This window comes from Kitasatospora sp. NPDC049258, from assembly GCF_040678895.1.
Lineage (GTDB): Bacteria > Actinomycetota > Actinomycetes > Streptomycetales > Streptomycetaceae > Kitasatospora.
The window spans coordinates 32,473-44,804 of record NZ_JBFAQT010000008.1; the positions used below are offsets into that span (position 1 = coordinate 32,473).

The 12,332-nt window shown below is 72.1% G+C and carries 10 protein-coding genes; all 10 read left to right on the forward strand.

The annotated features are described in order from the left end of the window. The first annotated feature begins 116 nt into the window (after positions 1–116). The 10 genes from AB0K43_RS09550 (at position 117) to sepF (ending at position 12,287) form a co-directional block, all read left to right on the forward strand. Positions 117–1,604: a UDP-N-acetylmuramoyl-L-alanyl-D-glutamate--2,6-diaminopimelate ligase gene (locus AB0K43_RS09550; RefSeq protein WP_363637602.1), complete on the forward strand. Its 1,488-nt coding sequence runs from the start codon at positions 117–119 to the stop codon at positions 1,602–1,604. Beyond that, positions 1,601–3,004: a UDP-N-acetylmuramoyl-tripeptide--D-alanyl-D-alanine ligase gene (murF, locus tag AB0K43_RS09555; RefSeq protein ID WP_363637604.1), complete on the forward strand. Its 1,404-nt coding sequence runs from the start codon at positions 1,601–1,603 to the stop codon at positions 3,002–3,004. The genes AB0K43_RS09550 and murF overlap by 4 nt, the downstream gene beginning before the upstream one ends. Next, positions 3,001–4,062 (forward strand): phospho-N-acetylmuramoyl-pentapeptide-transferase, encoded by a 1,062-nt coding sequence (gene mraY, locus AB0K43_RS09560; protein WP_363637606.1) that lies wholly within the window; start codon positions 3,001–3,003, stop codon positions 4,060–4,062. Before murF ends, mraY begins: the two co-directional genes overlap by 4 nt. Then, positions 4,059–5,492, forward strand: coding sequence for a UDP-N-acetylmuramoyl-L-alanine--D-glutamate ligase (gene murD / locus AB0K43_RS09565; RefSeq protein ID WP_363637608.1), 1,434 nt, complete (start codon positions 4,059–4,061; stop codon positions 5,490–5,492). The genes mraY and murD overlap by 4 nt, the downstream gene beginning before the upstream one ends. Before the next feature lie 143 nt (positions 5,493–5,635). Continuing rightward, a complete protein-coding gene (ftsW, locus tag AB0K43_RS09570) occupies positions 5,636–6,901 on the forward strand; it encodes a putative lipid II flippase FtsW (RefSeq protein WP_363637863.1) in 1,266 nt (421 codons plus the stop codon). A 6-nt stretch (positions 6,902–6,907) separates the two neighbouring features. Beyond that, entirely contained in the window at positions 6,908–8,014 is a 1,107-nt protein-coding gene (murG, locus tag AB0K43_RS09575; protein WP_363637610.1) for an undecaprenyldiphospho-muramoylpentapeptide beta-N-acetylglucosaminyltransferase, read from the forward strand. Continuing rightward, entirely contained in the window at positions 8,007–8,780 is a 774-nt protein-coding gene (locus AB0K43_RS09580; protein ID WP_363637612.1) for an FtsQ-type POTRA domain-containing protein, read from the forward strand. The genes murG and AB0K43_RS09580 overlap by 8 nt, the downstream gene beginning before the upstream one ends. 361 nt (positions 8,781–9,141) lie before the next feature. Beyond that, entirely contained in the window at positions 9,142–10,347 is a 1,206-nt protein-coding gene (ftsZ, locus tag AB0K43_RS09585; protein WP_363637614.1) for a cell division protein FtsZ, read from the forward strand. 385 nt (positions 10,348–10,732) lie between these two features. Then, on the forward strand, positions 10,733–11,467 hold the full coding sequence (locus tag AB0K43_RS09590) for a YggS family pyridoxal phosphate-dependent enzyme (RefSeq protein WP_363637865.1): 735 nt from the start codon (positions 10,733–10,735) through the stop codon (positions 11,465–11,467). 211 nt (positions 11,468–11,678) lie between these two features. Further along, positions 11,679–12,287, forward strand: a complete 609-nt coding sequence (gene sepF, locus AB0K43_RS09595; protein WP_363637616.1) for a cell division protein SepF — start codon at positions 11,679–11,681, stop codon at positions 12,285–12,287. Positions 12,288–12,332: the final 45 nt, after the last annotated feature.

Below are 12,332 nucleotides of genomic sequence, written 5' to 3' on the forward strand. Positions count from 1 at the left end.
CGCAGAAAGCTTCCCCCCGTTTTGGCCCTGGGGGCACTTCGGCCGATAGCCTGCCCGCCGTGCCGAAACCCGATCAAATCTCCGCGAGCCCGCCCCGTCCCACCCAGGAGGCGGCGATGCCGCTCGCCGAGGTCGCCCGACTGCTGGGCCTGGAGCCCCTCGACGGGCCGCAGGTCACCGGTATCACCCATGACTCCCGGGCGGTGCGGCCCGGCGACGTGTACGTGGCCTTCCCCGGTGCCAACCACCACGGCGCGGCCTTCGCCGCCGCCGCGGTCGCGGCCGGCGCGGCGGCCGTCCTGACCGATGCGGCCGGCGCCGAGCTGGCCGCCGACTGCGGCGCGCCGCTGCTGGTGGTGGAGAGCCCCCGGGCGGCCATGGGCGAGCTGGCGGCGGCGGTCTACGGCCGGCCGAGCGAGCGGCTGCTGATGATCGGGCTCACCGGCACCAACGGCAAGACCACCACCTCCTACCTGGTCGAGGGCGGTCTGCGCGGCGACGGCCGGCTGCCCGGGGTGATCGGCACCGTGGAGATGCGGGTCGGCGACGAGCGGATCAAGAGCGAGCGCACCACCCCGGAGTCCACCGACCTGCACGGCGTCCTCGCGGTGATGCGCGAGCGGGGCGCGGACGCGGTGGTGATGGAGGTCTCCAGCCACGCCCTGGTGTTCGGCCGGGTCGACGGCGTGGTCTACGACGTGGCGCTGTTCAACAACCTCACGCCGGAGCACCTGGACTTCCACCCGGACATGGAGGACTACTTCCGCGCCAAGGCGCGGCTCTTTCAGCCGGACAAGGCCCGCCGCGGCGTGGCCAACCTGGACGACGCGTACGGCCGCCGACTGGCCGGCGAGGCGCCGATCCCGATGACGACCTTCTCCGCGCTGGGTGACGAGGCCGCCGACTGGCGGGCGCTGGAGGTCCAGCTCGGCCCGGCCGGCTCGACCTTCAAGGTGGCCGGACCCGACGGCGCCCGGGCCGACGCCTCGGTGCCGCTGCCCGGCCCGTTCAACGTGGCCAACGCGCTCGGCGCGATCGCCGCGCTGGCCACCGCTGGGGTGCCGCTGGCCGCCGCGGTCGCGGGCGTGGCCGCTGTGCCCGGGGTGCCCGGCCGGCTGGAGCGGGTGGACGCGGGCCAGCCGTACGTGGCCGTGGTCGACTACGCGCACAAGCCGGACGCGCTGCAGGCGGTGCTGGAGTCGCTGCGCGAGGTGACCAAGGGCCGGCTGCACGTGGTGGTGGGCTGCGGCGGCGACCGCGATCCGTACAAGCGCGGGCCGATGGGCGCGATCGCCGCCCGGCTCGCCGACACCGCCGTGCTGACCAGCGACAACCCGCGCTCCGAGGACCCGCTGGCGATCCTGGCGACGATGCTGGCCGGCGCCGCCGAGGTGCCCGAGCCGGAGCGCGGCGAGGTGCTGGCGGTACCCGACCGGGCCGAGGCGATCGGCCTGGCGGTGGCCCGGGCGCACGCCGGTGACGCGGTGCTGGTCGCCGGCAAGGGCCACGAGCTGGGGCAGTACGTCCGAGGCGAGGTGCGGCCGTTCGACGACCGCGAGGTGCTGCGCGAGGCCATCGTTCAGCTTCAGGAGGTGGACCGGTGATCGCACTCACCCTGGCCGAGGCCGCCGCGGCGGTCGGCGGCACCCTGGACGGCGCCGACCCCCAGGCGCCGGTCACCGGGGCCGTGGTGGTCGACTCCCGGCTGGTCGAGCCGGGCGGCCTGTTCGCCGCCGTGCTCGGCGAGCACGTGGACGGCCATGACTACGCCGAGCGCGCCCTCGCCGCCGGAGCGGTGGCCGTGCTGGCCTCCCGGCCGGTCGGCGTGCCCGCGATCCTGGTGGACGACGTGGTGGTCGCCCTCGGCCGGCTCGCCCGCGCGGTGGTCGATCGGGCCCGGGACACCGCCGTGGTGGCGCTCACCGGCTCGGCCGGCAAGACCTCCACCAAGGACCTGATCGGCCAGCTGCTGCAGCGCCGCGGCGAGACCGTCTTCCCGCCCGGCTCGTTCAACAACGAGATCGGCATGCCGCTGACCGCCCTGCGGATCACCGACACCACCCGGCACCTGGTGCTGGAGATGGGCGCCCGCGGCAAGGGCCACATCGACTACCTGACCGGCATCGTGCCGCCCACCGTCGGCGTGGTGCTCAACGTCGGCACCGCGCACGTCGGCGAGTTCGGCTCCAAGCAGGCCATCGCCGAGGCCAAGGGCGAGCTGGTCGAGGCGCTGACCGGCGACGGCATCGCGATCCTCAACGCGGACGACCCGCTGGTGCGGGCGATGGCCGAGCGGACCAAGGCCCGGGTGGTGTTCTTCGGCGAGAGCCGGGAGGCCGGGATCAGGGCGGAGGGCGTTCGCCTGGACGACACCGGACGGCCATCGTTCACGCTTGTCACCCCAGCCGGTTCCGCACCCGTGAAGCTGCGCCTGTACGGTGAGCACCACGTCTCGAACGCCCTCGCCGCCGCAGCGGTGGCGGTGGAGCTCGGGATGTCCGTCGACGACACCGCCGAAGCCCTCGGCGAGGCGGGAGCGCTGTCCCGCTGGCGCATGGAGGTCGTCGACCGGGCCGATGGTGTCACCGTCGTCAACGACGCCTACAACGCGAACCCCGACTCGATGCGGGCCGCGCTGCGGGCACTCGCGACGATGGCGGGCCGCGGCCCGGAGCGCCGTCGTACCTGGGCGGTGCTCGGAGAGATGCGGGAGCTCGGCGAGGAGAGCCTCGACGAGCACGACGCCATCGGGCGGCTCGCGGTCCGGCTCGACGTCACCAAGCTGGTGGCGGTCGGCGGACGCGACGCGGCCTGCATGGAACTGGGCGCGAGGAACGAAGGTTCGTGGGGTGAGGAGTCGGTGCTGGTGTCCGACGCGGACGCGGCGGTCGAGCTGCTGCGCAGTCAGGTGCGGCCGGGGGACGTGGTGCTGGTGAAGGCCTCCCGATCGGTGGGTCTGGAAAAGGTCGCTGAGGCGCTGCTCTCGGACGGAGCCGCGCAGTGAAGCAGATCCTCTTCTCGGGCATGATCGGCCTGGTGCTGTCCCTGCTCGGGACCCCGGTCCTGATCAAGTTGCTGGCCAAGCACGGCTACGGCCAGTACATCCGCGACGACGGCCCCAAGGCCCACCACAGCAAGCGCGGCACGCCCACCATGGGTGGCATCGCCTTCATCCTGGCGACGCTGATCGCCTACGCGGCGACCAAGGCGATAACGGGCGAGTCGCCCACCGCCTCCGGCCTGCTGGTGCTGTTCCTGACGGCGGGTCTGGGCCTGGTCGGCTTCCTGGACGACTACATCAAGGTGGTCAAGCGCCGCTCGCTGGGCCTGCGGGCCAAGGCGAAGCTGGCCGGCCAGTCCCTGGTGGGTCTCGCCTTCGCGATCCTGGCGCTCCAGTTCAAGGACGGCCGCGACCTCACTCCGGCCTCCCAGCACCTGTCCTTCGTCCGGGACTTCGGCTGGTCGGTCGGCCCGGTGCTGTTCGTCATCTTCGCCTACTTCATGATCGCCGCGATGTCCAACGGCGTGAACCTGACGGACGGTCTGGACGGCCTGGCCACCGGCGCCTCGGTGATGGTCTTCGGTGCGTACACCTTCATCGGTGTCTGGCAGTACAGCCAGAGCTGTGCGTACGCGATCACCGCGACGGCCAACTGCTACGACGTCCGCGACCCGCTCGACCTGGCCATCGTGGCCGCCGCGCTGATGGGCTCCTGCTTCGGCTTCCTGTGGTGGAACACCTCGCCCGCCAAGATCTTCATGGGGGACACCGGCTCGCTCGCCCTCGGCGGCGCGCTGGCCGGCCTGGCGATCTGCTCCCGCACCGAGCTGCTGCTCGCCCTGCTGGGCGGCCTGTTCGTGGTCATCACCCTCTCGGTGATCATCCAGGTCGGCTCGTTCCGGATGACCGGCAAGCGGGTCTTCAAGATGGCGCCGCTGCAGCACCACTTCGAACTCAAGGGCTGGAGCGAGGTGCTGATCGTGGTCCGGTTCTGGATCATCCAGGGCCTGTGCGTCGCGGTCGGCCTCGGACTCTTCTACGCAGGATGGGTAGCCGGATGACCCCCAACCCCGAGTGGCCGGGCCTGCCGGTCGTGGTGGCCGGCCTCGGCCTCTCCGGGATCAGTGCCGCCCGGGTGCTGCACGGCCTCGGCGCCCAGGTGACCGTGGTGGACGGCAGCGAGGGGCCGGCCCAGCAGGCCAAGGCCGCCGAACTCGCGGCCGAGGGCGTCACCGTGCGCCTCGGCGACGGGGAGACCCTGCCGGCCGGCACCCGACTGGTGGTCACCTCGCCCGGCTGGGCGCCCACCAGCCCGCTGTTCACCGAGGCCGCACTGGCCGACGTCCCGGTCTGGGGCGACGTGGAGCTGGCCTGGCGGCTGCGCCGTCCGCTGCCGGAGACCGGTGAGCCGGCCCCCTGGCTGGCCGTCACCGGGACCAACGGCAAGACCACCACCGTGCAGATGCTCGCCTCGATCCTCCGCGCGGCCGGCCGGCGCACCGCCGCCGTCGGCAACGTCGGCGTCTCGGTGCTGGACGCCGTGCTCGCCGAGGAGCCCTACGACGTGCTCGCGGTCGAGCTCTCCAGCTACCAGCTGCACTGGGCGCCGAGCCTGCGCCCGCACTCGGCCGTGGTGCTCAACCTGGCCCCCGACCACCTGGACTGGCACGGCTCGATGGAGGCGTACGCCGCCGACAAGGGCCGGATCTACCAGGGCAACCAGGTCGCCTGCGTCTACAACCTCGCCGACCCGGTCACCGAGGAGCTGGTCCGGGCCGCCGACGTCGAGGAGGGCTGCCGGGCGATCGGCTTCGGCCTCGGCGCCCCCGGCCTCTCCCAGTTCGGGGTGGTCGACGGGCTGCTGGTCGACCGGGCCTTCGTCGCGGACCGGCAGAAGAACGCCGCCGAGCTCGGCTCGGTCGAGGACGTCCAGCCGCCCGCGCCGCACAACATCACCAACGCCCTCGCGGCCGCCGCCCTGGCCCGGGCCTACGGGGTCGACACCAAGTCGGTCCGGGACGGCCTGCGCGCCTTCCACCCGGACAAGCACCGGATCGCCGAGGTCGCCCAGGTCGACGAGGTCACCTGGATCGACGACTCCAAGGCCACCAACACGCACGCCGCCGCGGCCTCGCTGGCCGCCTACCGGCCGGTGGTGTGGATCGCCGGCGGCCTCGCCAAGGGCGCCACCTTCGACGACCTGGTGGTGGGCGCCGCCGAGCGGCTGCGGGCGGCGGTACTGATCGGCGAGGACCGCGAGCTGATCCGCCAGGCGCTGGCGCGACACGCGCCGGATGTCCCGGTGATCGAGGCGGCCGCGGGCCAGACTGGCGCGGTGGCGATGGCGGAGGTGGTCCGTACGGCCGCCGGGCTCGCCCGGCCGGGTGACACCGTGCTGCTGGCGCCGGCCTGCGCCTCGATGGACATGTTCACCGACTACGGCGAGCGCGGCGACCTCTTCGCGGCAGCGGTAAGGGAACTGGGGCGGTAGCCGGGCCGGGGGTGTCCGGGCGGACGAGGGGAGCGGGGATCGTGGCGGGTGACGGCAAGGCGGGTACCACCGCCCCGCCCGAGCGGTCCTCCCCGCTCAAGCTGATCTCGGCGACCACCACCACCTTCAAGTCGGCCGGGCCGATCGCCCGCGCCCGCGCCTTCCGGGCCCGCTTCCGGTACACCCTGGACCGGCCGCTGACGCCGTACTACCTGATCCTCGGCTCGGCCCTGCTGCTGGTCGTGCTCGGCCTGGTGATGGTCTTCTCCGCCTCGCAGAGCGTGGTGACCGACAACCACCTGCCGATGACCTTCTTCTTCCGCAAACAGCTGGTCGCCCTGCTGCTCGGTGCCGCCCTGGCCATGCTGCTGGCGAGGGCGCCGGTCAAGGGGCTGCGGGCGCTCGCCTACCCGGTGCTGTTCGGCGTGCTGGCCGGCCTGGTGCTGGTCGCGATCCCCGGCATCGGCACCCAGGTCAACGGCAACCGGAACTGGATCAGCCTGGGCTTCTTCCAGGTCCAGCCGTCCGAGTTCGCCAAGCTGGCGCTGGTGCTGTGGGGGGCCGACCTGCTCGCCCGCAAGCAGCGCACCCACATGCTGGACCAGTGGAAGCACCTGCTGGTGCCGCTGGTGCCGGGCACCGTGCTGCTGATGCTGCTGATCATGATCGGCGGCGACATGGGCACCACCATGGTGCTGGTCGGGATGCTGTTCGGCCTGCTCTGGATGGTCGGCGCCCCGATGCGGCTGTTCGCCGCCACGCTGGGCATCGCGGTGGTCGCCTGCGCCGCGCTGATCATCACCGTGCCGCACCGGCTCGACCGGCTCGGCTGCGTCGGCGTCACCAGACCGGATCCGAACCTCAACTGCTTCCAGGCCCTGCACGGCCTCTACGCCTTCGCCGCCGGCGGTCCGTTCGGCTCCGGCCTCGGCGCCGGCGTGGAGAAGTGGGGCCAGCTGCCCGAGGCCCACACCGACTTCATCTTCGCCGCGACCGGCGAGGAACTGGGCCTGGTGGGGACGCTGTCGGTGCTCGGTCTCTTCGCGGCACTAGGGTATGCGGGTATCCGTGTGGCTCTCGGCACCAAGGACCCGTTCGTCCGCTACGCCGCGGGAGCGGCCACCACGTGGATCATGGCGCAGGCCGTGGTCAACCTGGGGTCGGCCCTGGGACTCCTGCCCATCGCAGGCGTCCCACTCCCGCTGTTCTCGTACGGCGGCTCCGCCATGCTGTCGGCCATGTGCGCCATCGGCGTGCTGCTCTGCTTCGCGCGCAGCTCCCCGGGGGCGAAGGCGGCCCTGGCCGCCCGGAGCTCGAACTCCCGGGTCAGGCCCGTCCTGGCCCGGGTGCTGCCACGACGACGGACCACAGCGCGCAAGGCCATCCGGCCGCCGCGCAGGGAGCGGTGAATTTCGGTGCATGTCGTACTCGCCGGCGGCGGGACCGCCGGCCACATCGAGCCGGCCATGGCCCTCGCGGACGCCCTCCGCAGGCACGACCCGTCGATCGGGATCACCGCGCTCGGCACCGAGCGCGGCCTGGAGACCCGGCTGGTGCCCGAGCGGGGCTACCACCTGGAGCTGATCCCGGCCGTCCCGCTGCCCCGCAAGCCCACCCCGGAGCTGATCACCGTCCCGGGCCGGCTGCGCGGCACCGTCCGGGCCGCCCAGGACATCATCGAGCGGGTCAAGGCGGACGCCGTGGTCGGCTTCGGCGGCTACGTCGCGATGCCGGCGTACCTGGCCGCCAAGCGCGCCGGGGTGCCGATCGTGGTGCACGAGGCCAACGCCCGGCCGGGCCTGGCCAACAAGATCGGCGCCCGGTACAGCGACTTCGTCGCCGTCTCCACCCCCGACTCCAAGCTGCGCGACTCCCGGTACATCGGGATCCCGCTGCGCCGCACCATCGCCACCCTGGACCGCAACGCGGTGCGCCCGGAGGCCCGGGCGCACTTCGGGCTCGACCAGCGGCTGCCCACCCTGCTGGTCTCCGGCGGTTCGCAGGGCGCCCGCCGGCTGAACGAGACCATCCAGGCGATCGCGCCCCGGCTCCAGCAGTACGGGGTGCAGATCCTGCACGCGGTCGGCCCCAAGAACGAGCTGCCGCAGATCGACGACATCCCCGGGATGCCGCCGTACCGGGCGCTGCCCTACGTCGACCGGATGGACCTGGCTTACGCCGCCGCGGACCTGATGCTCTGCCGGGCCGGCGCGATGACCGTCGCCGAGCTGGCCGCGGTCGGCCTGCCGGCCGCCTTCGTGCCGCTGCCGATCGGCAACGGCGAGCAGCGGCTGAACGCGCAGCCGATGGTGAAGGCCGGCGGCGGCCTGCTGGTGGACGACGCCGAACTGACCCCGGACTGGGTGCTGCAGAACGTGCTGCCGGTGCTCACCGACCCGCGCCGGCTGTGGGACATGAGCCGCGCGGCCGCCGAGTTCGGCCGCCGGGACGCGGACGACCTGCTGGTCGGGATGGTCTACGAGGCGATCGAGGCCGCCCGAGGTGGTCGCCGACGTGGCTGACGCCTCGGTCCGCGACGACCTGCTGGAGGAGGACGGGGAGGAGCGCGCGCCGCGGCTCCGGCTCTCCCGGCGGGGCGTCGTGGTGCTGGGCGTGCTGGCCGCACTGGTGGCCGGCACGCTCGGTTGGCTGATCTTCCTCTCCTCGGCCCTGGACGTGCGGACGGTCGCCGTCCAGGGCCTGGAGAGCGGCCACCTGAGCGAGGACGAGGTGCGCCGGGCGGTCGGCCCCGAGCAGGACCGGCCGCTGGCCCGGGTCGACCTGGCGGCGGTGGAGCGCCGGGTCGCCGCGGTGCCCCGGGTCGCCGGGGTCGAGGTCTGGCGGGGCTGGCCGCACACCCTGCGGGTGAAGGTGACCGAGCGCCGGCCGGTGGCCGCGATCCACACCGAGCAGGGCCGGTTCGTCCAGGTCGACGCGGGGGGCAAGGAGTTCGCGGACGAACCGCAACCCCCGGACGGGGTACCGGTGGTGGAACTCCAGCTCAGTCAGCAGGCGAACGAAGCACTCGGCGTGATCGACCGCCCGGCGCTGGTGCGGGCCGCCGTGATGGTGGCGGCGGGCCTGCCGGCGGACGTCGCCAAGCGGGCCGGTGCCCTCCAGGTGCACTCCTGGGACGACATCCGGCTCCAGCTGCGCGACGGGGTGACGGTGCGTTGGGGGAGCCCGGACCGGACCGCGCGCAAGGCGGTGGTGCTGACCGCGCTGCTCGGCCGGAAGGCCGCGAATTATGACGTGAGTGCGCCGGACGCACCAGCTGTGTCGGGATGATCCGGTAAGTTCTGTGCCTGAGGGCGGTATTGACGGGGCTCAGGCTCCGGTCCGACTCTTGGTGGTCACCCCGGTTTCACCGAGGGGTCGATGATCACATAGGCTCAAAAGAAAAAAGGGAAGCTCGGCGTGTTCGTTGAACACGTACCGTCCCGCAACCTACTGTCCTGTTCACCAGGCTGTGTCGGACAGTGATGTGACACAGGAACAGCAGTAACCCTAAACCTCAAGTTCAGGGTTCGGGTCGGCGGTCGGCATTTCGGACAATCTGTTCGAAAGCGCGCTCCCCACCCATCGACATCCGTCGGCCTTCACCCACGAGGGGAGCCGACCCGGAAATTCGAGGCGAGAGGCCTTCGACGTGGCAGCACCCCAGAACTACCTCGCAGTCATCAAGGTTGTCGGAATCGGCGGCGGTGGTGTCAATGCCATCAACCGGATGATCGAGGTCGGGCTCAAGGGCGTCGAGTTCATCGCGATCAACACCGATGCGCAGGCCCTCCTCATGAGTGACGCCGACGTGAAACTCGATGTGGGCCGTGAACTCACCCGGGGCCTCGGCGCCGGCGCCAACCCCGATGTCGGCCGCAAGGCCGCCGAGGACCACCGCGAGGAGATCGAGGAGGTCCTCAAGGGGGCCGACATGGTCTTCGTGACCGCCGGTGAGGGTGGCGGCACCGGCACCGGCGGCGCGCCCGTGGTCGCCAACATCGCCCGCTCGCTCGGCGCCCTGACCATCGGTGTGGTCACCCGCCCCTTCACCTTCGAGGGCCGCCGCCGGGCCAACCAGGCCGAGGACGGCATCGCCTCGCTGCGCGAGCAGGTCGACACCCTGATCGTGATCCCCAACGACCGGCTGCTGTCCATCTCGGACCGCCAGGTCAGCGTGCTGGACGCGTTCCGCTCGGCCGACCAGGTGCTGCTCTCCGGCGTCCAGGGCATCACCGACCTGATCACCACCCCGGGTCTGATCAACCTGGACTTCGCCGACGTGAAGTCGGTCATGTCCGACGCCGGCTCCGCGCTGATGGGGATCGGCTCGGCCCGCGGCGAGGACCGGGCCAAGGCGGCCGCGGTGATGGCGATCTCCTCGCCGCTGCTGGAGGCCTCCATCGACGGCGCCCGCGGTGTGCTGCTCTCCATCTCGGGCGGCTCCGACCTCGGCCTGTTCGAGATCAACGAGGCGGCCCAGCTGGTCAGCGAGGCCGCGCACCCCGAGGCGAACATCATCTTCGGTGCGGTCATCGACGACGCGCTCGGCGACGAGGTGCGGGTGACCGTGATCGCGGCCGGCTTCGACGGCGGTCAGCCGCCGGCGATCGTCCGCGAGCCGGTGGTGAAGTCCGCCTCCGCCGCCCCGGCGAGCGCCCCGGAGCGTCCGGCCACCCGCCCGTCCTACGGGTCGATCGGCTCGGTGACCTCCCGCGGCGAGGAGACGGCCCGCTCCGGCGAGTCGGCGCCCGCCACCACGACCGCGGCGCCGGTGCCGCCGCAGGTGCAGCCGGCCCGCCAGCCGTACGTGGAGAGCCCGGCCGAGGAGCTGGACGTTCCCGACTTCCTGAAGTAGGCAGCGGCCCGAAGCGGGTAGCGGCCTCGAGCAGGCCGCGGCCCGGGCCTCGGAAGCGGCCGACACATCGTCACGGTGCTCACTCGACCCCCACCACCCGGTGGGGCCGGGTGGGCATCGTGCCGTTCGGCGGGCGGTGAGGGGCGGGCCCGGTGGCCGGGGGGCGTGCGGGGGGCGGGAACCGCCGGTGTGGCGGTGACCCTCAAGGCGTCTCGGGCCGCCGAATTGGTGAGATCATCTTTCTGCACCCCTGCGCCGGTCGATCACCACTCCTACCGTCGCGAGCAGCCGGCCGGCTCGCGAGCTACCTCTGGTTGGGTCCTGAACTCTCATGACGAACGACATCTACGGGCCGTTCCCGGGCAGCAGTGAGTTCCTGGCAGGCCTGACGGATCGGCAGCGCGCCCGGTACGAGCAGCTCGGCACCAACCTCGACGTGGTCGAGCGGCGGATCGCCGATGCCTGCAGGGCGGCCGGGCGAGCGCGCTCGGAGGTGTCGCTGGTCGTGGTCACCAAGACCTACCCGGCCGAGGACACCGCCCTGCTGGCCGCGCTCGGGGTCACCGAGGTCGCGGAGAACCGGGACCAGGACGCCGCCCCCAAGGCCGAACTCTGCGTCGGCCTCCCGCTGACCTGGCACTTCGTCGGTCAGCTGCAGACCAACAAGGTGCGCTCGGTGGTCCGTTACGCGGACCTGGTGCACTCGGTGGACCGGCCCCGGCTGGTGGAGTCGCTCGCGGCCGCGGTGCGCAACGCCGAACGGGCGCCGCTCGGCTGCCTGGTGCAGGTCGCGCTGGACAAGGAGGCGGGGGAGGGGCAGCACCGGGCCGGGGTGGCGCCGGCCGAGGTGCCGGCGCTGGCCGACCTGATCGCCGACACGCCCGGGCTGCGGCTGGCCGGTGTGATGACCGTCGCGCCGCTGTCCGGGCCGCTGGCCGGCGATCCGTCGGCGGCGTTCGGGCGGCTGGCGGAAATCGCAAGCGCCGTACGCGCGGCGCATCCTGCTGCCACGATGGTTTCGGCAGGGATGAGCGGAGATCTGGAGCAGGCCGTGGCGGCCGGAGCGACACATGTGCGCGTCGGGACGGCGGTACTCGGAGTGCGGTCACCGCTCGGGTAACGTCACCGGGTAGTAGATCAGACTGCAGGACAAAATAGGACAGAACCTAGCAGCTTTTCAGAGCGCTAGCGAACCGTGGATCGCACCTCCGCAACCCCCTCCCTCGCGGCCTGATAAGCCGTCGGCCTGACGGCCTGTGAGTGGGCGGCGGAATCCGCAGGCGAAGACCGTAGTCGGAGCCGATCCACCACAGAGCGGAGGAGACAGGAGCATGGCCGGCGCAATGCGCAAGATGGCGGTCTACCTCGGCCTCGTGGAGGACGAGACGTACGACGGCCAGGGGTACGACCCCGACGACGACTACGACTCGGACCCCGAGCCGATCCGGACCGGGCGGACGGAGGACCTGAGGTCCGCGGCCGCCACCCAGCCCGCCCCGGCACCGGTCGCCCACATCGCCCCCCAGCCGGTGCCGGCCGCCGTGCCGATCCGGCAGGAGGCCCCGCGGATGGCTCCCGTGTCGTCCATCACACCCGACCGTCGCCACAACGTGGAGAAGAGTGCCCCGGTGATCATGCCCAAGGTAGTGAACGAACGAGAGCCCTACCGCATCACCACGCTGCACCCGCGAACCTACAACGAGGCCCGTACCATCGGGGAACAGTTCCGCGGCGGGACTCCTGTGATCATGAATTTGACCGAGATGGACGACACCGACGCCAAGCGCCTCGTAGACTTCGCCGCTGGACTCGTCTTCGGTCTGCACGGCAGTATCGAGCGCGTGACCCAGAAGGTGTTCCTCCTGTCTCCTGCTAACGTCGATGTCACGGCGGAGGACAAGGCTCGGATCGCCGAGGGTGGGTTCTTCAACCAGAGCTGACCCGGCCACGACTTTATGTGTGGATCGAGCAACAGTGTGTGACTG

Excerpts from the sequence above, each read along its gene's own strand:
- sepF (WP_363637616.1), top strand. The coding sequence starts at position 11,679 with ATGGCCGGCGCAATGCGCAAGATGGCGGTCTACCTCGGCCTCGTGGAG.
- AB0K43_RS09550 (WP_363637602.1), top strand. The coding sequence starts at position 117 with ATGCCGCTCGCCGAGGTCGCCCGACTGCTGGGCCTGGAGCCCCTCGAC.
- murD (WP_363637608.1), top strand. The coding sequence starts at position 4,059 with ATGACCCCCAACCCCGAGTGGCCGGGCCTGCCGGTCGTGGTGGCCGGC.